Source organism: Fluviicola sp. (assembly GCF_039596395.1).
GTDB lineage: Bacteria > Bacteroidota > Bacteroidia > Flavobacteriales_D > Crocinitomicaceae > Fluviicola.
This window is the reverse complement of record NZ_JBCNJT010000003.1, coordinates 80,720-102,178: the sequence shown is the minus strand read 5'-3', so window position 1 is coordinate 102,178 and position 21,459 is coordinate 80,720. Positions and strand designations below refer to the sequence as shown.

21 protein-coding genes are annotated in these 21,459 nt (G+C 43.7%); 16 read left to right on the top strand and 5 right to left on the bottom strand.

What is annotated here, in order from left to right:
- Positions 1-84 precede the first annotated feature (84 nt).
- Complete coding sequence (locus ABDW02_RS15660) at positions 85-627, top strand: SRPBCC family protein (protein ID WP_343636136.1); 543 nt, start codon at positions 85-87, stop codon at positions 625-627.
- Positions 628-728: 101 nt separating this feature from the next.
- Here the strand turns inward: ABDW02_RS15660 and ABDW02_RS15655 are convergent, their stop codons facing one another.
- The 3 genes from ABDW02_RS15655 to ABDW02_RS15645 form a co-directional block, all read right to left on the bottom strand.
- On the bottom strand, positions 729-1,118 hold the full coding sequence (locus ABDW02_RS15655; protein ID WP_343636134.1) for a GxxExxY protein: 390 nt from the start codon (positions 1,116-1,118) through the stop codon (positions 729-731).
- A gap of 139 nt (positions 1,119-1,257) precedes the next feature.
- The gene (locus ABDW02_RS15650; protein WP_343636132.1) at positions 1,258-1,521 is read right to left on the bottom strand and encodes a hypothetical protein; all 264 of its coding nucleotides are present in this window, start codon (positions 1,519-1,521) and stop codon (positions 1,258-1,260) included.
- Positions 1,522-1,611: 90 nt separating this feature from the next.
- Entirely contained in the window at positions 1,612-3,354 is a 1,743-nt protein-coding gene (locus ABDW02_RS15645) for a T9SS type A sorting domain-containing protein (RefSeq protein ID WP_343636130.1), read from the bottom strand.
- A gap of 207 nt (positions 3,355-3,561) precedes the next feature.
- On the opposite strand from ABDW02_RS15645, the gene ABDW02_RS15640 reads away from it, so the two are divergent.
- The 15 genes from ABDW02_RS15640 to ABDW02_RS15570 all read left to right on the top strand — a co-directional run bounded on the left by ABDW02_RS15640 (position 3,562) and on the right by ABDW02_RS15570 (position 15,458).
- Positions 3,562-3,891, top strand: a complete 330-nt coding sequence (locus ABDW02_RS15640) for a hypothetical protein (protein ID WP_343636128.1) — start codon at positions 3,562-3,564, stop codon at positions 3,889-3,891.
- Positions 3,892-3,985: 94 nt separating this feature from the next.
- Entirely contained in the window at positions 3,986-4,696 is a 711-nt protein-coding gene (locus tag ABDW02_RS15635; RefSeq protein ID WP_343636126.1) for a hypothetical protein, read from the top strand.
- Between the two features lie 105 nt (positions 4,697-4,801).
- On the top strand, positions 4,802-5,368 hold the full coding sequence (locus tag ABDW02_RS15630) for a hypothetical protein (protein WP_343636120.1): 567 nt from the start codon (positions 4,802-4,804) through the stop codon (positions 5,366-5,368).
- Between the two features lie 257 nt (positions 5,369-5,625).
- Positions 5,626-6,216 (top strand): hypothetical protein, encoded by a 591-nt coding sequence (locus tag ABDW02_RS15625; RefSeq protein WP_343636119.1) that lies wholly within the window; start codon positions 5,626-5,628, stop codon positions 6,214-6,216.
- 365 nt (positions 6,217-6,581) lie between these two features.
- Positions 6,582-7,241, top strand: coding sequence for a hypothetical protein (locus ABDW02_RS15620; protein ID WP_343636117.1), 660 nt, complete (start codon positions 6,582-6,584; stop codon positions 7,239-7,241).
- Positions 7,241-7,603, top strand: a complete 363-nt coding sequence (locus tag ABDW02_RS15615; RefSeq protein ID WP_343636115.1) for a DUF4180 domain-containing protein — start codon at positions 7,241-7,243, stop codon at positions 7,601-7,603. The genes ABDW02_RS15620 and ABDW02_RS15615 overlap by 1 nt, the downstream gene beginning before the upstream one ends.
- A gap of 89 nt (positions 7,604-7,692) precedes the next feature.
- On the top strand, positions 7,693-8,247 hold the full coding sequence (locus tag ABDW02_RS15610) for a hypothetical protein (RefSeq protein WP_343636113.1): 555 nt from the start codon (positions 7,693-7,695) through the stop codon (positions 8,245-8,247).
- Between the two features lie 17 nt (positions 8,248-8,264).
- Positions 8,265-8,888, top strand: a complete 624-nt coding sequence (locus ABDW02_RS15605; protein ID WP_343636111.1) for a hypothetical protein — start codon at positions 8,265-8,267, stop codon at positions 8,886-8,888.
- A complete protein-coding gene (locus tag ABDW02_RS15600; RefSeq protein ID WP_343636109.1) occupies positions 8,885-9,484 on the top strand; it encodes a hypothetical protein in 600 nt (199 codons plus the stop codon). Before ABDW02_RS15605 ends, ABDW02_RS15600 begins: the two co-directional genes overlap by 4 nt.
- Before the next feature lie 55 nt (positions 9,485-9,539).
- Positions 9,540-10,013: a hypothetical protein gene (locus tag ABDW02_RS15595; protein WP_343636107.1), complete on the top strand. Its 474-nt coding sequence runs from the start codon at positions 9,540-9,542 to the stop codon at positions 10,011-10,013.
- A 151-nt stretch (positions 10,014-10,164) separates the two neighbouring features.
- Positions 10,165-11,973 (top strand): serine hydrolase, encoded by a 1,809-nt coding sequence (locus ABDW02_RS15590; RefSeq protein WP_343636105.1) that lies wholly within the window; start codon positions 10,165-10,167, stop codon positions 11,971-11,973.
- 434 nt (positions 11,974-12,407) lie between these two features.
- Complete coding sequence (locus ABDW02_RS15585) at positions 12,408-13,733, top strand: carbohydrate porin (RefSeq protein WP_343636103.1); 1,326 nt, start codon at positions 12,408-12,410, stop codon at positions 13,731-13,733.
- A gap of 101 nt (positions 13,734-13,834) precedes the next feature.
- A complete protein-coding gene (locus tag ABDW02_RS15580) occupies positions 13,835-14,239 on the top strand; it encodes a VOC family protein (RefSeq protein ID WP_343636101.1) in 405 nt (134 codons plus the stop codon).
- A gap of 35 nt (positions 14,240-14,274) precedes the next feature.
- On the top strand, positions 14,275-14,643 hold the full coding sequence (locus ABDW02_RS15575) for a DoxX family protein (RefSeq protein WP_343636099.1): 369 nt from the start codon (positions 14,275-14,277) through the stop codon (positions 14,641-14,643).
- Between the two features lie 11 nt (positions 14,644-14,654).
- On the top strand, positions 14,655-15,458 hold the full coding sequence (locus ABDW02_RS15570) for a DUF3050 domain-containing protein (protein ID WP_343636097.1): 804 nt from the start codon (positions 14,655-14,657) through the stop codon (positions 15,456-15,458).
- A gap of 194 nt (positions 15,459-15,652) precedes the next feature.
- Here the strand turns inward: ABDW02_RS15570 and ABDW02_RS15565 are convergent, their stop codons facing one another.
- Both ABDW02_RS15565 and ABDW02_RS15560 read right to left on the bottom strand, forming a co-directional pair.
- The gene (locus ABDW02_RS15565; protein WP_343636095.1) at positions 15,653-18,286 is read right to left on the bottom strand and encodes a hypothetical protein; all 2,634 of its coding nucleotides are present in this window, start codon (positions 18,284-18,286) and stop codon (positions 15,653-15,655) included.
- A 109-nt stretch (positions 18,287-18,395) separates the two neighbouring features.
- The gene (locus ABDW02_RS15560) at positions 18,396-21,449 is read right to left on the bottom strand and encodes an efflux RND transporter permease subunit (RefSeq protein WP_343636093.1); all 3,054 of its coding nucleotides are present in this window, start codon (positions 21,447-21,449) and stop codon (positions 18,396-18,398) included.
- Positions 21,450-21,459: the final 10 nt, after the last annotated feature.

Sequence of the window (21,459 nt, the reverse complement as noted above, 5' to 3'; positions counted from 1 at the left end):
GATTTTAGACCGAATTTGGTATTATACACCAATCTAAGTCCTGATATCTCAAAAAATCGTTTATTTACACAAATTTTAAAGCTTATGATGATTGTTTGGATTATTCTGGGAGCGATCGGTGGATTGATTGCCCTTGTATTGATTATTGCTGCTTTCAGCAAGAAAGATTTTGCCGTAGAACGCACCATTACAGTCAACAAACCACTACCTGAAACATATGATTTCCTGACCTCTATGAAAAAACAAAACCAGTGGAGTAAATGGAACCGGTTGGACCCGAACATCAAATTGACCTACACCGGGGAAGACAAAACCGTTGGATTTATTTCCAAATGGGAAAGTTCACACAAACAAGTGGGTGAAGGCGAACAGGAGATCAAAAAACTGATCCCGAACCAACGCATCGAAAACGAACTGCGCTTTCTGAAACCCATGAGAAGTATCGCAAATGCCTATTTTACAGTAGCTGATGAAGGCGATAACCGCACACGCGTTGCCTGGGGATTCACCAGCAAAACTCCCTGGCCTTTCAATGCCTTTATGTTGTTCTTCAACATGGAAAATGCCATCGGAAAGGATTTTGAAGAAGGATTGGAAAATATGAAACAAATGATCGAAGCGGAGTAATCCGCTTTTATTTTTTACCGCAAAGAATAAGAAGGACGCAAAGCATGATGTATCCAAAAGACCTTTCATAAGAGAATGAGAGAAATCACATTTTATTGGAATCAATTGCTTTTAGCCATGTTATTTACAATTCTTCTGAGTCCATTTTTCAAGCGAACTTCATTGAAATTGATTAAAAGACCTAATCTTAGATCTGTCAATTTTAAATAGGTCAAAGTCTGTGCAACATGAATATCGCAAAGTTCTCTAACAGCTTTTAACTCAATGATTACCTTGTCCTGAACTATCAGATCCAATCTGAGACCAGAGTCCAGGCATAGATTCTTATATTTTACCGGAAGCTCAACTTGTCTCTCGACTTTTAAGCCCAGTTGTTTAAGTTCATAGTACAAACATGTTTCATAAACACTTTCAAGGAGTCCTGGACCAAGTTGTGTGTGAACTTCAATGGCCACTCCAATAATAATTGAGGATAATTCGTTTTCTGACATATTGAATAGTAGTAAGTTACTATTCTTAAGTTAAGAAAATTTTCATTACAAAGAAAGATGCACTTAATCTTTGCGCTCTTCTTCTCTCTGCGGTTAGCTAAGCACTTCAGAACAAACCTCTTTTCTTTTGTAATGGAAACTAATCCGAAAAATCCACCGGCAGCGCTGCTATAATCTCATCAGCACCTTTCTTTACCGATTCAAAGAATGTTACTATTTCTTCATCGGAAAGGTCGTCAATGAAGTGCTGTTGGAAATGCTCATTCAATCGCTGACTCATTTGATGTTTGATCGCAAATACCAACTCAGCCAACTGTTCCCTGTCAGCAGAAGCATAATCCAGCGCATTCAATTTTTTGCGGAGATTGATCAAATACGATTCTAAAAGTTGTTCTTTCGTCATTACGGAAAGTTACAAAAAATCAACAGGATTCTTTGATAGACATTTACTCTATTTGCGTACTTCTTCTCTTTGCGGTTCCATCAAAACTCTTTACTGCTTAACCAGCATACTTTGAGTAGAAACTCCATCTTTCTTCAACTCCACAAAATATACTCCGCTCTTTAATTCCGATAACGGAATCAGTACTTCTTTTCCATTCGAAAAATCTACCTGCTGCGTTTTAACCACTTCTCCGGAAACGTTCAAAACGCTTAGTTCTATCATTCCCAACTCAAACGCGTTCTCACAACGAAGGGTCACACTTTCTGTCGCCGGATTCGGGAACAAGGTGAAATCCGTTCCTGCAAACAATTCCGCTACGGAAGTGGTATTGGAGAAAACCGTTGTTTGAACTGTTAATGAACAGCCGTTCTGGTCGGTGATTACGCAGGAATAAGTTCCTGCACACAAGTTGGTAGCTGTTGCAGTTGTTTGGTTCTGTGGGTCGTTCCATTGATATGTATAAGGAGAATTCCCCCCCGAAACCACCACAAAGGATTGTCCGTTGCACGTTCCGTAGTCCATTCCGTCGAAACCATTTGCGCTCATTGGACTGGTTGTTTCCACTTCAAAACAAACCTGGTCGGTCAATCCGTTATTGTCCGTTACGGTTACACAATAACTTCCTCCCTGCAGGTTTGTAGCAGTATTCGTGGTTTGAGAACCGGCATTCGCGCTCCATTGGTAAGTATAAGGCCCCTGACCTAAATTCGGATGAACCGTTACGCTTGTTCCACCTGTCTGGCATCCGCTTCCTGCATACGTCAAAGTCAGGTTCAAACCGAAATTCGTCGGGATGGTTACAAGTGCATCCATTTTCACCGGCAAGTGATCCGAAGCGTAATACAAAGCGCGCACCACCGAATCCGGGTATTGGGAATTCGTGCCGGCCAGGATACTTTGATTGTAGTGATTCCCGTCGTTACCGATCGCTTTATACGAATTCGCTGTGTATTGCAGCAGGTTCGACCCATTCATCACGTTTTGCGAAACAAGGATGTGATCGAATCGGTCATCCAGTCCGCCGGTAACACCGCAATCCGTTGAGCCGCTTGCACGTGGCGATTGTGTATGAATGGCAGCAAACGAAGCATTGGTCGTCCAGTTTCCGGGCATATTCAGCGGATCTTTCAGGAAAGTTGTACCACCGCTCACCAGGTTTTGGTAACCGACTTCCGAGCTGCGGTAGGTATTCAAGTCTCCGCAAACAAACAAATGCCGTCCCTGTGGTCTGTTGTCAAGCACCGAACGAAGCAACTGTGTTTGAGCCGCACGATCGCTCAGGTCAGCGCTTGCACTTCCGGCTTTCAAATGGCACATAAACACTTCGATAAAACAGGTATCGTGGTGTTGTGGCAACGTATTGTCATTCACATAAAGAATGTAATGACTGATATCGCGCGGAGAAGTCTGTACAATACGCTGTTCTTTCAAAGTCAGTTTCGCGGAATTGTAAAACAGCATGTTCTGCAAATCACCGCCAAACGAGTTGTTCACCCATTGCGCACGCTGGTAATATGTCGTTCCGAAAACATTCAGAGCCCGGTTCAATACACTGTCGCAACCTGCCGGAGTTTGGATCTCACACCCCACGAAAATATCCGGCTTGAGATACTGCATGATCTTGCGCAAAGAATCCGCACGGTTCGGCAGGTTCACATTCCCGGAACCACAATCCGTTCTTCCGTTCGGAAAATTGAGCAGGTTGTAGGAAACAATGCGCACGGGAACAGTTTGGGCAACAACAGCCGTCATCCCGAAAATCATCCCAAAAACAAGTAAAGCGTATTTCATACTGCAAAATTACGACGGAAAACTCCCGCAAACCAATATTAATTCAGGTAAACCGATATAGCAACTATAAAGTTTCCTGCAGAACGCCGCAAGGAACGCTGAATAATATTTCCCCCAGATCTAGCTTCGCTGAACTTACGTTTCGCGGATGACGCAGATAAAGGTTTTACTCAAAGAAGAGTTGTAAACTTTATCTATATTGCATACATGTTTTTCAAATTCTTAAAAAAACAACCGAAAGAACTCACTTCGGATGATCAGGAAATATTACTTCAGATATTGGAGATTATTAAGTCAACAATCAATCCTGAAACGGAGCTCATTTTTTCATATTTCGAGAGTGTCGAAAAACTGATCCGGGAATTAGATGAACTCTCTGAAGCTGTTAAGAATGGAAATTTAGAATCTTTAGAAGAATTATCCATGCATTTTGCACCTACCTCAAGCTTTCAGGAACTCTCCATTCAAAACGGCTGGTCCGACGAATATTTGAAATTGGCTGAAAGCTTTGACCGCATTTACAGTAATTACAAATAATGTATCAAACACCATTTCCTGGTGTGCTTCGTGTTCTTCGTGGTCAACCATTCGCAATTAATAACTACTTTCAATTCCTAAAACCCAAAATCCCATGAAACAATCTTCCTTCCTCATTCTCATTCTCGCTCTCGTTCTTCATTCCTGTAGTACGGAAACAAAAAAATCGCTTGCTGCCAGTGACGAATTGAAGAAGTACATCCTGGAGCGGTATCAAACTTCGGATGTGACTGCAACTATCGGGAAAACATTTAAGAACGGGAAAACCGAAAGCACTTTCGAAATCAGCGTGGGGAAAAGTACTTTGATCGATAACTCCAAATCTGACCCGGAGCAATTCGCATCAGATATCGCTTTGCGCCTGTATTCCAGCCTGGACCAAACGGAGCGCAGGAAATACGATATTTTCGCTGTCAGGATTACCAAAAAGAACCGCACCACCGAAATACGGTATCCGAACAACAGTTTGCAGGAAGCAACCAACAACCTGACCTGGCTGGAAGGATACTTTTTACTGATCGATGATAAAGAGTATGAAAATGCCAAACTGCAATTCGATCCTGGAGTCGACACAGCCTCACTTGATCTGAAAACGCTCTACGAAACACTATCCAACCGATTCGGTGAACTTAAAAACAGGGATTTGCAAAGCTTTACCATCGGGGAAACCCAAATGAACGGCAAAACGGTCAGAGCCATGAAAGCAACTTACATTTTGTTCTACGAAAAACATTACCTCTTAACGCATTACATTTTGCTCATGGATAAACCGGGCCGTAAACTGACGGCTATCGACGTGGAGTAAGTGAGTTGTACAACGAGGCGTCTTAAACACAGAGAATAGTTTTCAGTAAATGTGGCTCAACAAACCCGAATGATTATTAACTTCGGTACTCCAATAATCCTTCTTATGCATTTTAAAATTCTTTCAATCGCAGTTTTATCCTGCTTCCTGTTCTCCTGTGGCGGGAACGAAAACAAAGAAACCGGAAATGATTCCCTGAAGAACCTGCCCATCGAAAAACAGTTGGAAAAAGCCGATTTGCTGAAGGGAGTTCCTTTCAAGAAATTGCCGGTAGTCGATTCCACCAGTTTCGATGATTTCGAGGGAAAAACAGTGCTTTCGAAAGAAATTGCCACCAAACTAAAATTGAAAAGTGACGATCCGGAGCACCAGCACTTTTATTCGCGGTATCGCGTGGCGCTTTCGGATAAGATCGACGCGGTGGTGGTTACATTGGCCGGTGAATTTGAAATGCAAACTTTTTTAATTTCCTATACCAAAGAAGATTACAAAGTCATCGACAAGGTGGTGATTGCCTACGATGAGATCGCCGAATCTGCATTTTCCTCTATCGGAAAAGTTTCCAAAATCGGTATTGTAGTGACCAATTACAACTACATGGATGAAGAACCTGTAATCGAAACACTCAACTACGAAATCGAGCCGTCCGGTAAGTTTGTTAAGAAGCACTAACATACAAATGACAATTTTCTTGGAAGACCTAATCGTTTTCGAAAAAACAATTCAAAACGGCGCTTTGGTGAACAAGATCGGGCACCTGTGCAGTAAATGACAGTAAATTTTTCATACTGTTTGAGGCGGTACGCTGAGTTTATGAAAAATTCTGTCATAACCTGCTAACAGGTCGATTGGTTTACCCGCGCCTAGACCTTTTTGGCTACACCTTTTTACGGCAATGGTAAAAAGGTGGAAAATGATTATCTTGGAGGATGCAACAAGAACTTCATCCCTGGAATTGGTTCGCACCGGAAAACAGCCGTGTTCTCATTGTCGGGACCTTCCCGCCGACCAAACGGAACTGGTCCTTCGATTTCTTTTACCCGAATAAGGCGAATTTTTTCTGGAGGATCATGGCACGCATTGCCGAAACGGAAATTCAGTATCCGAGCGGAGAACTCGCTGTAGAGGAACGAAAAGACATCCTCAGAAAACTGCGTGTAGCAGTTACAGATATGGGCCGTCACATTCAGCGCAGCGGGAACAGTTCGCTGGACGAAAACCTGAGCATCGTCGAGTACATGAATATCTTCCAGATACTGGACGAAAATCCAGGTATACACAAAGTCATTTTTACCAGCAGCTCGGGGAAAGAAAGTGCTGCTCGATGGTTCAATAACTTTCTGGCAACACACGACATCAAACACCGCTTCCCTACCGGGAAAAGACCGATCAAAAGCGCTTTTCAATACCGCGACCGGACGATCGAACTGGTGGTTTTGTATTCTACATCTCCACGTGCCGCGAACCGTTTTTCTTTTGAGGATTTGGTGGAGTTATATAGAAATGAGATCGTAGACTAGCCCGATGATTCGCAAACTATGTCTGCTAATAAAACTAAACCTGCCCGAATTATTTTTTAGAATGAATTTTAGATCAGCTGAAAAAGGATTTGAATGGCGATCAGGTGAACAAGATCGGGCACCTGTGCAGTAAATGCCAGTAAATTTCTCATACTGTTTGAGGCGCAGCTGAGTTTATGAGAAATTCTGGCATAACCTGCTAACAGGTCGATTGGTTTACCACGCCTAGACCTTTTTGGCTCCACCTTTTTGTGGCAATGACAAAAAGGTGGAAATCTATTGCCGCAATTTTAGTTTATTTTAAGTTTCTATAATGCACTATTCCGTGTATCTTTAAAACTGTCAAACGATTTAAATACTCCATTATGAAGCCAGGTTTGCATCTTTTATTATTCGTTCTGTTTTCTTTTTTCGTCACTCAGCTGACGGCGCAAAAGGAATTCGAAGGCGTTATCAAGTATAAACACACGGTGACTCCCAAAGAAAAAAGCTACGATGTCAATTACGACTATTCCGCATTGGGACAAAAATCCGAATACTATTATAAAAAAGGCAATTACAAATTCGTGAACCATGGCGGACTATTTGCCGGCGATTTATTCCGGGCTTCGGAGGTTGCCAATTATTTGCCCATGAGTAAATCCGACACTGCTTACCGGGTCGACGGAACCGTTACCGACATGGATGTAATGGATGTGGAAGTGAAGGATTACGAAGAAAAAATCCTAGGCCATTCCTGCGTTGTGGTGACCTTAAAACTCATTCCTTCCGGACAAGACGGACCAATTTCTTACCGCAGGTATTACTGCTCCAAAGATTTCCCGGTAGACCCGGATCATTTTAAGAATTGCAAAGGAAATGCATACAATGTCATTTATGAAAAATCGCAGTCTTTGCCTTTGAAAATCGAGTTTGAATGGCCCGACAGAACCATCACCTGGGAAGCGTATGCGGCCACTCCTCAAAAAGTAAATAGCAAACTATTCGAAATCGGAAAAAAATGGGTCATTGTCCCGATTAACTAATGCAAATCAAAGCTCACACCATTAACAACGTTTCCATTGCGGAAATAAATGCGGAAGGTTTGATCATCGAAAAGGAAGAAGACGGGCTTGACCTGTTGGGAAATCTCTATTACCAGGGTTTCGACCGGATCATTATCCATGAAAAGAACCTCACTCCTGCTTTCTTCGATCTGAAAAACAGGATGGCCGGAGAAATTCTTCAGAAATTTTCGAATTACCGGGTCCGCCTGGCCATTGTAGGAGATTTTTCTGCCTGCACCGGGAAAAGCATCACTGATTTCATGTACGAATCCAATAAAGGGAAACTGATCAACTTTTTAGGATCAACGGAAGAAGCACTGAACAAATTAGCGCAGGGATAGTGATTCCTGAAAAAAGAGAATAGTCAATTATAAGGACTAATTTTTCTTACTTTTATCCCCGGAAATACAACAATCAACTGAACAAACCAATGGACAACATCCTGATACGCTTATTAGAGCGCTCCAAACTCACCAAAGAATTATTGGAATTCTGGCAATACGGAAATACGGAAAATTTCTGGTGCGGATATGTAATCGATTACAATGAAACACTGGTTTCGATCCAGCATTATTCCAAATACGGGATGAAAGACGGCATCCTGATCTGGCCGATCGATAAGATCCAGAACATTGATTTCCAGAACGATTACATTTTTTGCCTGCAACACATCATCGAACAGGTCAACGATCAATCGGGATATCCGATCCATTTCAATTTGCCGAACCACGACGAATGGCAATTCGACATGCTGGTACAACTGGAGGGCGACCAGGCTTTCCTGACCAGTACGGAACTCAACGGCGGAAGTTTATTTACCGGTTTCATTGAAGATGTTACGGAAGAGGATTTTGTGATCGCATGCATCGGGTACACCGGCAATAGCGAAGGAAAATCGCTGTATAAAGTCAATGAAATCACCGGCTTCCATTTGGATGATATGGACAACCAAAAACGGTTCAAGTTGTATCACTGGAAAAAATAACCTTTATCCAACTCAAAATGAAAAATAAATCAAGCGAACAAATGGTCTTTCCCATTATAGTTGGAGCTTTCTCACTTTTTAAATTGGTGCAAAATATCCAAACCCCGGTTATTTCTTCCATACTGGTTTCGCTGTTAGGCCTTGCAGGAGTAGCACTTTTTTTCAGTGGAAAAAAACCAGCAGGCAGCTTGTTCTATATCTGGATCATTTCCCAATTGGTAACTTACCAAACCCCGAGCTTCATCTATTTTACAGACCAGGTTTCATTGTTTCATCTCGGGATGACATTCCAATCGCCGAATTCGGTATTTGCCATCAATTTTGTCCCGCTGTTTTTCTTCATCGGTTACCGAATATTGAAAATGTATGACCTGATCGGTAAAAATGTGAGTATCAGGCCATTTAAAGCTGATTCGCCGTTAACACCAATAGAAGGCGAAATTTCAGCAATTATAAATCGCGGAAAAGAAGGCAGATGGCTGAAAGTCGATTTTCAGAATGACAGTCAGGAACCGCAATCCGTATTGATAAAACCCAAAGGAGACGAACGCTTTTCCAAAAAGAAATCCATTCTTGGTTTTGTAAATGACTTTAGTGGCGGACAAAAATTCATTGACTGGGGAAAAGTGCGCCTGAAGTGAAAGATAGCAGAATAGTAAAGCAATGGGTATCTAATAAAAAGGATTCCGTATTTATTTCTGAAGAATTGCTCTATTACGGCAAATTCCTTTCAGGAAAAAATGCTGAAAATCTCAACCCCGAAGATTTAAATAAGTTGGTATCAATTCCCCTTTCCTATCTCAGGTCATTTCAGATAGACCGGAAGAAAAAAACAACCACCCTCGAATATGGAAAACGGTCGGAATCCACGATTTTGATCCGATGGGAAAGTATGGATTCGATAAACGACTTTAAACATTTCCTGTTAAACCGGTTTCCCGGTTCACACATCTTAGCAAGAGAACACAAAGTAAAATCAAAAACAAAAGGGGCAGCAGCTGCACTTATCATCATTCCCAGTGTTTATATGATTGCATTGGTAACAAAAACCGATAAACCCTATTATTCCGGATCCCGAAGATTTAGCGATGCAATGATAGCCTTGTTCCAGGCATTATCGTCCATGGGAATTTTGATGTTGACTATTTTGTTTGGTAGTTTGTTCCTGGTAGCTTTACTATCACTGGTTCATGCCCGGAAAAGAAGTGCAGATATCACAATGATTCAATTAAGATAAATTAAGTAGGATTTCAAAATAAAGGGGCGTAACTTGAGTCACAAACACACAAGTTATGATCAAATCTCATATTATTTCAATCATTTACCTGCTTACAGCGCTGCTTATCGGATTATTTGCGTTCCTCGAATGGTCAGAATCCCTGGATATTGCGCTTCACGAAATCTATTTTGCAGTCCCAAAAGGTATAGCGTGGCTGGTCCTTGCATTTTGCTTTTTAATATTCTGGGCAATTTCCCTGACCTTTGAACTTAACAAAAAACCGATCAACCCTTACTTTTTCGGAGCGCATTATTTGCTCACGGTCATTGGCCTGGCCGTCTTTTATTTCGCCTTGCCACAGGAAGTTTCGACAACACCCTATATGGAAGATTTCAGCATTTCCGAAGAGCAAACCGAACACACCATCAATACGGTAGATGGAGCTCCGTTTATTGTTTACCTGATAATCGGCGCACAAGTGATTTTTGTTTTGAATGTATTGCTTTCGCTATTAAAAGCCAGAAGAATCCGGAAAGTACAGAGTTAATTGGACCAGGAGCAGAAGTTTGTAACATTTCCACCCACTTTCAGTCTTAGTAAGTAAATGACCGAATTCGCAATTCGCAATTCGCAATTCGCAATTCGTAATTCGTAATTAGATATTAGTACATTTAGCTCCAATTAAAATACCGATCCGAATGAAACAGATCCTTACCCTTTTACTTACAACCACTTGCGCGCTTACAGCCGTTTCTCAAACCAAAACAAAAACCCCTGATTACACCAAAAGGCTCTCCGGAGTTGAAAAAGAACTGGAAAAAGTACTGGCAGACCAAAAAGTGGCCGGTTATTCCGTGGCCGTTGTTTACAAAGACAAAGTGATCTACAGCAAAGGTTTCGGTTACCGCGATGTAGCAAACAAAAAACCGGTAACTCCGAATACTTTATTTGCGATCGGTTCTTCCAGCAAGGCATTTACTGCTGCTATTTTAGGCCAATTGGAAAAAGAAGACAAACTGAAACTGGATGACCTGGCAAGAACACATCTTCCTAAACTGGAATTTAAGTACGATTACATGAACACAGGAATTACGATTCGCGATATGATGTGCCACAGAACCGGCCTTCCACGCTTCGATTATTCGTGGTACCTGTTTAATACAAGTAACCGCGACAGTTTGATCCAGCGCGTGAAATACATGGAACCGAATGCAAAACTGCGTCAGAAATGGCAGTACAACAACTTCATGTTCCTGGCTCAGGGAATGATTGCAGAGAAAATCACGGAAAAAAGCTGGGAAGACAATATCCGTGAGCGTTTCTTCAAGCCCCTGAACATGACTCACAGCAACACGGACATCTTCGCTACGCAAAAAGATGCGGACGCTTCCCTTCCCTATACGGTCGATGAGAAATTGGAGATCAAAAAACTGGATTACTACCATATCAACGGAATGGGACCGGCAGGAAGTATCAATTCATGTGCAAACGATATGGCAAACTGGGTTTCAACCTGGATTATGGGCGGAAAATTCAAAGGAACGGAAATCATTCCTGCCTCTTATGTAAGAGAAGCATCCAGTTCACAAATGGTCGTTTCAGGAGGAAGGCCGGGCGTTCATCCCGACATTCAGTTCAAAAACTACGGTTTGGGATGGTTCCTGGAATCCTACCGCGGACATTATTTGGTAGAACATGGCGGAAACATCGACGGCTTCTCCGCAAGCGTGGGCTTCTACCCTTCCGATTCCATCGGGATTGTGGTATTGACCAACCAAAACGGTTCCGCTGCAACAGGCATTGTACGCAATATCCTTTCCGACAGATTATTCGCTCTGGAGCTCATTCCATGGAACGCGGATGCAAAAAAGGCACAGGAAGAAATGGCCGAAATGTCGAAAAAAGGGGAACAAAGCAAAGACACCATGCAGGTTAAAAACACCCATCCTTCCCATCCGCTTGCAGATTACGCAGGTTTGTATGGAAATTCTGCCTTTTCGGAATTTAAGGTTCAGTTGAAAAACGATACTTTATTTACGGTTGTAGCAGGAAAAAAAGTATGGCTGAAACATTACCATTACGACGTGTTTTCGATAGAATCGACAGATCCTGCAGACCAGGGAGATGGCGATAGTCAATTCTTCATCAATTTCGGAACAGCAAACACCGGAAAAATTGAAAGTGCCTCCATCGAAATGGATGAACCCGGAAAACCGACCGTTTTTGAACGAAGAGCCATCAAAGTCCATTTATCCGGAGACGACCTGAACAAATACGTAGGTGATTACGACCTGGAAGGGTTGACCGTGAAAATTTACCTGAAAGGAACCACTCTCATGGTATTGGTTCCCGGACAACCGGATTACGAAACGGTTTCCGTAGGAAACGACACCTTCAATTTAGCCATTGCAAAAGGCTACAGCGTCAAATTCACCGTTGAGAACGGGGTTTCCAAAGCAGTGACCTTTATTCAGCCGAACGGAAACTTTACGGCAAAACGCAAATAGCACGAAGGCTTTTATGGATAGTATGCGTCATCCTGTGCGGGAAAATGGTTTCTGCACAGGAACAATACAATCTGAATTTAGCCTAAAGACAGATACACAGAAGTGTAACCCGAAAAACGATCAAAAAACAGCAAAATTGGTTGCGCAGGGGTTCTGTATAGATATCCCCAGTGTCAAGTATAGGTCAAGTATAGATATAGTATCAAAAAGTTAAGAAATTAACTTCCGGTTTTACTGCATTTCAGGAAATCCCGGTTCAAAAACACCCATTTCAGTTCCGCATTTCCGGTATTCGGAACCTCCTCTCCATTTCACACACATGTGAAGTAAAAATCGTATATAAACTCGTCTGTTCATTCGAAAAGCCAATAAAACCTAAATCCGGCAGAAGTAAAAACCGATGAATTAAATTCAGGTATACTTAAATGAAAGACATGAAGCATTCATTACTTTGTTTTTCAACCTGCATCCTTTTCACCGCCTCTTTTTTTGCACAGGAAACGGATTCCCTTAAGAATCACTGGCTGACCATTCATGCGCAAACAACGGTTATCAATCAGTTCAAACCGCATTTCCATGCACCTTATTCCGGGGAGAACAGCCTGGAAAAGGAACAGGAAAATAAAACCTCCATTACATCCACCCTGTATCTGGGTGCCCGGTTATGGAAAGGAGCAAGTATTTATTTCAACCCGGAAATTGCAGGAGGTTCTGGTTTAAGCGGCGCTTTGGGAATCGGTGATGCTACAAACGGTGAAACATTCCGCGTGGGAAGTCCTGCACCGCAGCTTTACCTGGCACGCCTGTATTTCACCCAACGGTTTGCCCTGACCAAAGAAACAACGTACCAGGAAAGCGACCAGAATCAATTGGGAATGTTTGTTCCCGAAAGCTACCTTTCACTAACGATTGGTAAAGTTTCCATTACTGATTTCTTCGACGACAACGAGTACAGTCACGATCCCAGAACACAGTTTATGGCCTGGTCCCTGATGGATTTCGGAGCCTGGGATTATCCGGCAAATACCCGCGGTTATACGCCAAGTGTCATACTGGAATACATTTCTCCCGATCACGAAGTCCGTTATGCCGTTTCCCTGCTTCCTGTGCAGGCAAATGCAAATACCATGGACTGGGACATTCGCCGGTCTGCTTCCCATAACTTCGAATACGTACACAGGCATCAGATCAATAACCTCGAAGGCGCCGTGCACTTCCTCGCCTACTTCAATACGACCCAAATGGGAAATTACCGCCAGAGTCTCAACGGTTTGGCAGACAGTTTAGCTCCCGACATTACTTCCGTGCGCGCCTTCGGAAGATCCAAATACGGCTTCGGGATCAATGCAGAACAGGCTGTGAGCGAAACTATCGGCGTGTTTTTGAGAGCCAGCTGGAATGACGGGAACAACGAAACCTGGGCTTTCACGGAAATCGACCATAGCATCAGTGCCGGAGCGGTTTGCAAGGGAAATAAATGGAAACGTCCGGATGATGAACTTGGACTTGCCTATGTTACGTCGGGGCTTTCCAAACCACATCGCGATTACCTGCAAGCCGGAGGACTGGGTTTTATTCTCGGAGACGGCCAGCTGAATTATGCCTGGGAACATTTGACGGAACTTTATTACTCGGCCGCTTTGATAAAAGACAACCTGTTCCTGAGCGGTGCTTACCAGTTTTTGGTAAACCCGGGATATAACAGAGACCGCAGAGGCCCCGTACATATTTTTTCACTCCGGCTTCATCTAACCATCTAGCGAATCAGTCCGCGATGCTTTCTGCTCATTTTTAATTGACATTGAACCGGAATTTAGCTAGTTTCAAATCATTATTTTTACAACCATTATTACTGAAAAATATGACAAAAGAAATTTGGCTGAATTTGCCGGCTAAAGATGTGGATGCTTCACAGGCATTTTTCACAACAATCGGTTTCACACCCAAACCGGAACGGTCTGCTCCCGGAGATCGTGCTTGTTTCCAGGCGGGAAAATCCGTTGTGATGTTATTCAATGCGGAATCATTCAAGCATGTCAATGGCGGACTGGAAATGAACGACACTTCGAAAACCGCTCAAATGCTTATCTCATTTGATGCAGAAAGCAGGGAAGAAATCGATGAACTGGCTGAAAAGGTGAAAAAAGCCGGTGGAAAAGTGTTTGCTGAACCGGCAGAAATCCAGGGCTGGATGTACGGTTTTGCTTTTGCAGACCTGGACGGACATCGCTGGAACGGCCTTTACATGGATTTTTCAAAAATGTGAGAATATCTACTTAATAATTATTGAAACGCACTACCATGAAAGGAGTTAAAATTACATTTTGGGTCAGCACCAGCCTGATCGGTTTATTCATTATTCCCGGAGTTTTCTTCTTGAATGCTCCACTTGCCAAAGAAGGCATGAGACATCTGGATTTACCACTTTGGTTCCACTGGGAACTGGGAATTCTAAAAGCAATCGGGGCGTTGGTACTGCTCTTGCCTTTTGCAGGAAACCGCATCAAAGAATGGGCTTACTTCGGTTTATTCCTCGATGTTTTGTCGGCATTTTATGCATTGGCATGGACAGACGGAATGCAGGGTTCGACATTCTTCCCGCTCGTTATTTTTGCATTGCTCGCAATTTCCTACTGGAGCCATCACAAATTGAATAAAGTCTTTAAATAACATACGATTCCATGACACAGGAAATTAAACAAATACAGGCAGGACTTGAAGAAGTTCGCCAGGAAGTAGTAAACCATCCCAGCTACAAAGCGATCCAATCGATCGAAGACATCCGCATTTTTATGGAACACCATATTTATGCGGTTTGGGATTTTATGTCGCTGCTGAAAGCACTTCAAAATCAATTGACGTGCACACAGGTTCCATGGTTTCCCGTTGGTTCCGCAGAAGTACGCTACCTCATCAATGAGATCGTGTGCGGGGAAGAATCCGACCTGGCTTCGGAAGAAGATGTGAAAAACGGAGACGGTATCCGTAAAAGCCATTTCGAATTGTACCTGGAAGCGATGGAGCAAACCGGGGCTTCACGTGAAGGAATCGATGCGCTTTTTGCTCAAATCCAGCAGGGGAAAACCGTGGAGGAAGCTATTGAAGCAGTTTCTATTCCTGAAGCGGCAAAACGTTTCCTCCGCTTTACATTCGAGGTCATTGCAACAAAAAAACCGCATGTGATCGCGGCTGTATTTACCTTCGGAAGAGAAGACCTCATCCCGAATATGTTCCACAACATTGTCAGCGATTTGAATGCCAAATTCCCGGCTCAATTGACCACGTTCAAGTTCTACCTGGACCGTCACATTGAAGTGGACGGAGATCATCACGGACACCTGGCCCTTCAGATGGTCAGCGAATTGTGTGGAAACGACTCTCAAAAATGGGAAGAAGCGAAAACCTACTCGATCAAATCCCTGGAAATGCGCAAGCAATTGTGGGATGGCGTGTATGAAGAAATGAAAAAACACCAACCGGTATAAATACGTAACACTTTGCGTTCTTTGTTCGATCAGGGGTAATTTTTACCGCAAAGAAACAGAGGACGCAAAGGTGTTATTCAGAATGCCTTATAGAGGACTAATATTTTTAAAACACAATAGTTTTTTTCTCTTAATAACAATAAAGGGCTCACTCAAAAACTTTGCGCTCTTCTTCTCTCTGCGGTTAATGAATATCATTCCGTAAAATTTTCTTTGCGTTTCTTCCAGGTTGCATAAGAATAGGTCACCCCGTTTTCCACGCTCACCACACGGCCGTCTTCCAGGATCACGATGTTCGTCAATCCTTCCGGGTACAATACTTTTCCTTTGAGATCAATGAGGAAGATCTTCCCATCTTTAAACAGGAACTGGTTCTCATCCAGGTAATCAGACATCACAGCTTCTTCGCGGAGCAGTACGTTGTTGAAATCACGCGCTTCATAACCCGTCGGTGTTTTCACAAAACCGGTTTCATTGATCACCAGATCAAAAGCAGGTGCCTGAAGAAAAGTAGTTTGGCCGGGAACTTTCCCTTCGAAGAATTCCATATTGTACCACTTGTTTCCTATTCTCGCACGCAGGAAATATTTCCCGAAGCCGGAAGATGCAATAAAAGCTTCATCCAAAACCGGTTGGATCTTTTCATCCAGGTTGTAATCATACACGCCGAATTTCCCGTTCTTCTCCACGATAAAAGCTGCATCCGGAACATAATTTACCCGGTTGTAAATCGCTGGGATTTCCTTTCGCAGGTTCAGGCTTAAAATCCCATGAAACCCGCCTATTCTCGTAAAACATTGTTCGTCGTAATCCCGGTATGGAAATTCAACCGGAATGCTATTTTCTTTGCTGGCCCCGAATCGCAGTTCGTCGTATTGGAAAGGAAAAAGGGTGTCGGCATAGGAAGAAATGATCCCCCATTTTTTATCCGTTCCTTTCGCCAAAAAGTGAATGCCGTCCCAGGTTTGCAGAATTTCCGTGTATTGATAGGGAATCACCGCTGTCTTTTTATCGTAGGTATCTTCAAAATCCGAATACATTTCTGATCCTTTGAATTTCCCTTTTTTGGAAATGCCCCTTTCGGTATTTACGGAATAAAAAGTGCGTCCTTTGTGATCCACATAATGCTTTTCATCTTCTCCCAGGCGATAGATCAAAGCAAGGCCGTCGAGCAGGTAGAAAAAGCCCGGTGACGGACGGTCTGCCCGGAACACGGATCCCCAAGCAATGTCTGCCGCGCCCCAAAGATTTCCGGAACGATACTCCAATAAACTGCTGGAAAGCGGGCTTTGGAAAAGGGTGTCTGCATCCAAATCACGCACTTTTCCATTCCAGGAAATAAATCCGAATGTTCCATGTGCGTTTTTGAAGATCGTAAAAGGTGTTCTGAAAGCAGGATGCAGATTTTCCGGCTCGGTTCCCCGATAAGCATAATAATTCCCGAAATCGTCTACATAACCATTGGCATGTTCCGGGTCAAACTCCTGGACACTCCGGGTATCTGCGCCAATATAATTCAGGCTTCCGAAACTCTTCTCCAGTTTACCCCGTTCCACAAAAGCAGAATCTCCCACCAGTTCGCAGAGTATGTAAACGGTGTCTTCCGGCTTTTTGAATGCGTAGAATTGATTTCCGACGTGATAAATATCCAGGTAGTCGTAATCAGATCGTTTTCCGTTTGAAAGGCCGAAAGCCATCCGGTCAACTTCGTTCTTATAAATCCAAACAATCGATCCGGAAGGATGAATGCCTTTACTCACGAACGTGATTGTTTTCTCCCAACCGGAAACCACTTGTTCGTTTTTCAGGTCGTAAATCGCTGTCAGAAGTTCAAAGTCGTCTCCACTTGTCATCTTTTGGACATATACAAAGTCTTCAAAAAGAGGCTCGGTGTAATAGTTTGATGTCATTTCTCCATCTTCCGTGTAGACCCACGACAGTTTGACCGGAACACTTACAAAAACAAAGGTATCAACCGCCTGGTTAAACAGGTTATGGATCACCTGTTCCGTTCCGGTAAATCCGAACTTCCACTCCATAAATTCCTGGACATCCACATAAGGAGAATAGGTGATTTCGAATTGACTGTTCAGCGTTGCCAGCTTTTTGGTCAACCTCAAACTCATCTCGTTCTTATCCGGGTTCACCTCCGAAACTTCCGTAAAAACAGAATCGGAAATTAACGTTCCGTCTGCTTTCATGAGCACGTATTCCGGAGCACCCAGGCTATAATAACCACCAGCTTCCGGACTGTAGAAATAGGGCGATTTATCCAACACCAAAATATAGTCTGCCGGTGCTGCATTTTTCAATGCATATGGAAAGGATTTTACGCGTTCAACAGTGGAATATTCGAAAGGAACAACAACAGTTCCTTTTTGGTCGATAATTCCCGATTTTTCGTCTTTGCGAACCATAATCAGCCCCGCTTCCAAAAGCACGTCTTCTTCGGATAATTTGACCTCCGCATCCAGGTCGCTCGCTATGAGTTCCGTACCGAAATACAAATCCATGGTCCCGTTTTCAGTTCGTGCCTCGAAATAACTGTAAACTTGCGTAATCTCTTTGTAGTTTGCCGGAATTGGCCGGTCAAATCCTTTCGGTAAAAATCCCTGCAATTCCCCGTCAAAAAACCGAATCCCCCAAGGCTCGATTTTCAAATCCGTATATGCCGGTTCAAGGACTGACTTCCCGGTGTTCCGGTTGACCAACCCCACTTTCCCGTTTACTTTGATGAATTTGAGGGTATCGTTTTCCCGTTCCGGGTCCATCTGGCAAAAGCCCTGAAATGCCAGGAAGAGGAAGAAAATAGCTGGTAGCTGCTTCATGTAGTTTATTTGAAACGAAATTACGGAAGTCGATTTTCGCAGCAATAAGCCATTTGCAGTATTTGTATAAAAACAGTGGAGACGCGATTAATCGCGTCTCCACATGTAATCATTGTTTTTTCACTTCCACCTTCGGCGGGATCAATTTGTAAATAATCGGTGTGACAACCCGCGAAAGCAAAGTAGAACTGATCAATCCTCCGATCAATACAATGGCCAACGGCGAAATCAGCGGATTGGTAGAAATTGCGATCGGTATCAATCCTCCGATTGCTGTGAGCGATGTGAGTACGATCGGTAAGAAACGGACTTCTCCGGCTTCACGGATCGCTTCGTCCAGGGTTCGCCCTTCTTCACGCAGGTGATTGGTAAAATCAACGAGCAAAATCGAGTTTTTCACTTCAATTCCAGCCAATGCGATCAATCCGATTACCGCAACGAAGGAAAGCGAATTCCCTGTCATCCAAAGCGCAATCACCGCTCCTACAATTCCAAGCGGAATAACCGACAATACGATCAGCGTACTTTTGAATGTTTTGAACAACAGGATCAGTACGGCGACGAACAGGAAAACCGTAATCGTAATAATGGTATTGAAACCACCGAACGATTCGTTGCGCGATTCAAATTCACCTCCCATTACATAGGAATAACCACGCGGAAGCTTCTTCGCATCCATTTTCGCAATTACTTCATTGATCAGGTTGTCTGCCAAAACCCCTTTTTGGGCAAAAGCACTCACCGAAACCGTGCGGACCTTGTTCAGGTGATTGATGAATAAAGGAGAACTTTCCAGTTCCAGGCGCGCGATCTGGGAAAGTAAAATGGCTTGCCCCTGCTGGTTATTGATGTACAATTGATTGAACACATCCAAAGTTGCGCGCTCACCTTTATGCGTAGTCAGCAACATCGAAAACTCGTCGTTGTTCTGATCTGAAAATGTTCCCAGGTCGACTCCGGCAATTGCCAGGCGCACTGTCCGGTCAATATCAACGGTATTTATCCCCAAAGCACGTGCTTTTTCTTTAGAAATGACCAGTTTGAAATCGGATTTCAGGTTGCTCACCGGGTTGTTGACGTACATGGTTCCCGGGGTTTCCTTCAACAAGGTTTCCACTTCCTGGGCCAGTTTTCGCAAGGTATCCAGGTTATCTCCCGAAAGGCGTACTTCAACCGGGGCAACCATCGGCGGGCCCTGTTCGAAATTCTTCACTTCGATCTTGGCTCCAGGGTACTCATCGAAGATGGAACGCAAATGATCCGCAATTTCCTGTTTCTTGTCAACGCCTGTATGCTTATCCAGCTGAACGAAGACCTGTGCGAAATCCGTGCGTTCGTTTTCCTGCGCTACGTTGTAATAAACCTGCGGGTTACCTTTCCCCACATTGGAAGCGTAGTATTTCACTTCCGGAATTTTGCTTAATTCCTTCTCGACGTATTTCGTAATCTCATTCGTGTGATTCAGGTTTGTCTGCAAAGGCGCCGAAACATTCACCATGAACTGCGGTTTTTCCGAAGCCGGGAACAAACTGAAACCGATTACCGGGAACAAAGCCAAAGATCCGACAAAGATCGCCAGTGCTACGGTCAACGTAATGATGGGTCTTTTCAACGCTTTATCCAGCAACACGGAGTAAGTACCGGAAATGGCTTTTTGCAAAGCTCTCAGGAAAATATTCCCGTCGTGTTGTCCCTGGTGTTGTTTCAGCAAACGGCTCGACAAGAACGGGATAATCGTGAGCGAAACCAGCATGGAAGCCAAAACACTCGCAATAACCGCCATCGGAAGACTGCGGATAAAATCACCGGCAACTTCCGGCAGGAATACCAGCGGTAAAAAGGCAATGATCAATGTAACGGTACAACCGATCACCGAAAGGCCGATCTGCTGGGTCGCCATTAAGGTTGCATCCATGCGGGAATGACCTTCGCGCAGCCAGCGTTCGATATTTTCAACCACCACGATACTGTCGTCGACCAATAATCCGAGTGCCACCACCAAACCAACAATACTCAGCTGGTTGATGTTGTATCCCATCACATTCAGAAGCACCAATCCGATTGCCAGGGAAAGCGGGATGGAAATCATTACCACCAATGAAGCTCTTCCCCCCAAAGGAAGCAGGGTAATTGCCACCAGGAGAATGGCAATCAGGAAATCCATACCCAAACCGCCCAAACGCGTATTCACATTGTCTCCCTGGTCAAAATGATTCACCAGGTCGATGTTGGAAGGAATGTGCGGATCAAATTCATCCAATACTTTTTGGTATTTCTTCTGTGTTTCGGAAATATTGAATCCTTCCTTTTGCGCAGCCGTTACAAACACACAGCGGTGACCGTTCAGTCGCGTAATGTGCTTTGTTTCTGAAAAATCGTAATAAACATCCGCTACATCTTTCAGCGGAATGGTTTTTCCTTCGGAAGCATAAATAATGGTATTTGCAATTTCATCCAGCGACACATAATTCCCGCTCGTTTTCACGTTCAGGGACTTTGTTCCCACATCGATACTTCCTCCCGGAATATTCGCGATCTCACTTTGCAAAGTTCCCACCACCGCATTTAAAGGAAGGTGCAACTGCGCCAGTTTATCTGTTCTCAGGTCAATACGTACCTGCTCATCCGACAAACCGTGGATTTTGACATTCTTCAGTTCCGGCAGTTTTTCCAGTTCTTCCTGCAAATCTTCTGCTACCCGTTTCAGGGATTTCCGCGATGCATTTTCACTGATCAATGCCGTTTGAATGACGTTTACATCCGAAGCTACCAGTTTCTTCACTTCGATGCTCAGGATCTCATCCGGAAGTTCGGAACGCATTCCGTTGACTTCGCGGGTCAGTTCCTGGAACTTTTCATTCACGTCCGATTCGTATTTGTACTCGACCTGCATGATCGCCACACCGTCTTTGATCTGGGTTTTGATCCGTTTGATGTTTTCCAGGCTGTAAATCTGTTTTTCCAGCGGCTTCACCACCAATTCTTCCATATCCGACGGACTTGTTCCGGGATAAACCACGATCACCGGGAACATCGGGGAATTGGTAGCAGGGTCCTCACTTCGAGGCATCGTCAACAGCGTATTCACTCCCAAAGCGATCGCCATGACGAACAACACCAAAGTAAATTGGTAGTTGCGTACTGCGTAAGTTGCTATTTTCATGCTCGAAGTA

Bases quoted from the DNA above. Each gene is read 5' to 3' on its own strand.
- ABDW02_RS15660 (WP_343636136.1), top strand. From the start codon at position 85: ATGATGATTGTTTGGATTATTCTGGGAGCGATCGGTGGATTGATTGCC.
- ABDW02_RS15655 (WP_343636134.1), bottom strand. From the start codon at position 1,118: ATGTCAGAAAACGAATTATCCTCAATTATTATTGGAGTGGCCATTGAA.
- ABDW02_RS15650 (WP_343636132.1), bottom strand. From the start codon at position 1,521: ATGACGAAAGAACAACTTTTAGAATCGTATTTGATCAATCTCCGCAAA.
- ABDW02_RS15645 (WP_343636130.1), bottom strand. From the start codon at position 3,354: ATGAAATACGCTTTACTTGTTTTTGGGATGATTTTCGGGATGACGGCT.
- ABDW02_RS15640 (WP_343636128.1), top strand. From the start codon at position 3,562: ATGTTTTTCAAATTCTTAAAAAAACAACCGAAAGAACTCACTTCGGAT.
- ABDW02_RS15635 (WP_343636126.1), top strand. From the start codon at position 3,986: ATGAAACAATCTTCCTTCCTCATTCTCATTCTCGCTCTCGTTCTTCAT.
- ABDW02_RS15630 (WP_343636120.1), top strand. From the start codon at position 4,802: ATGCATTTTAAAATTCTTTCAATCGCAGTTTTATCCTGCTTCCTGTTC.
- ABDW02_RS15625 (WP_343636119.1), top strand. From the start codon at position 5,626: ATGCAACAAGAACTTCATCCCTGGAATTGGTTCGCACCGGAAAACAGC.
- ABDW02_RS15620 (WP_343636117.1), top strand. From the start codon at position 6,582: ATGAAGCCAGGTTTGCATCTTTTATTATTCGTTCTGTTTTCTTTTTTC.
- ABDW02_RS15615 (WP_343636115.1), top strand. From the start codon at position 7,241: ATGCAAATCAAAGCTCACACCATTAACAACGTTTCCATTGCGGAAATA.
- ABDW02_RS15610 (WP_343636113.1), top strand. From the start codon at position 7,693: ATGGACAACATCCTGATACGCTTATTAGAGCGCTCCAAACTCACCAAA.
- ABDW02_RS15605 (WP_343636111.1), top strand. From the start codon at position 8,265: ATGAAAAATAAATCAAGCGAACAAATGGTCTTTCCCATTATAGTTGGA.
- ABDW02_RS15595 (WP_343636107.1), top strand. From the start codon at position 9,540: ATGATCAAATCTCATATTATTTCAATCATTTACCTGCTTACAGCGCTG.
- ABDW02_RS15590 (WP_343636105.1), top strand. From the start codon at position 10,165: ATGAAACAGATCCTTACCCTTTTACTTACAACCACTTGCGCGCTTACA.
- ABDW02_RS15585 (WP_343636103.1), top strand. From the start codon at position 12,408: ATGAAGCATTCATTACTTTGTTTTTCAACCTGCATCCTTTTCACCGCC.
- ABDW02_RS15580 (WP_343636101.1), top strand. From the start codon at position 13,835: ATGACAAAAGAAATTTGGCTGAATTTGCCGGCTAAAGATGTGGATGCT.
- ABDW02_RS15575 (WP_343636099.1), top strand. From the start codon at position 14,275: ATGAAAGGAGTTAAAATTACATTTTGGGTCAGCACCAGCCTGATCGGT.
- ABDW02_RS15570 (WP_343636097.1), top strand. From the start codon at position 14,655: ATGACACAGGAAATTAAACAAATACAGGCAGGACTTGAAGAAGTTCGC.
- ABDW02_RS15565 (WP_343636095.1), bottom strand. From the start codon at position 18,286: ATGAAGCAGCTACCAGCTATTTTCTTCCTCTTCCTGGCATTTCAGGGC.
- ABDW02_RS15560 (WP_343636093.1), bottom strand. From the start codon at position 21,449: ATGAAAATAGCAACTTACGCAGTACGCAACTACCAATTTACTTTGGTG.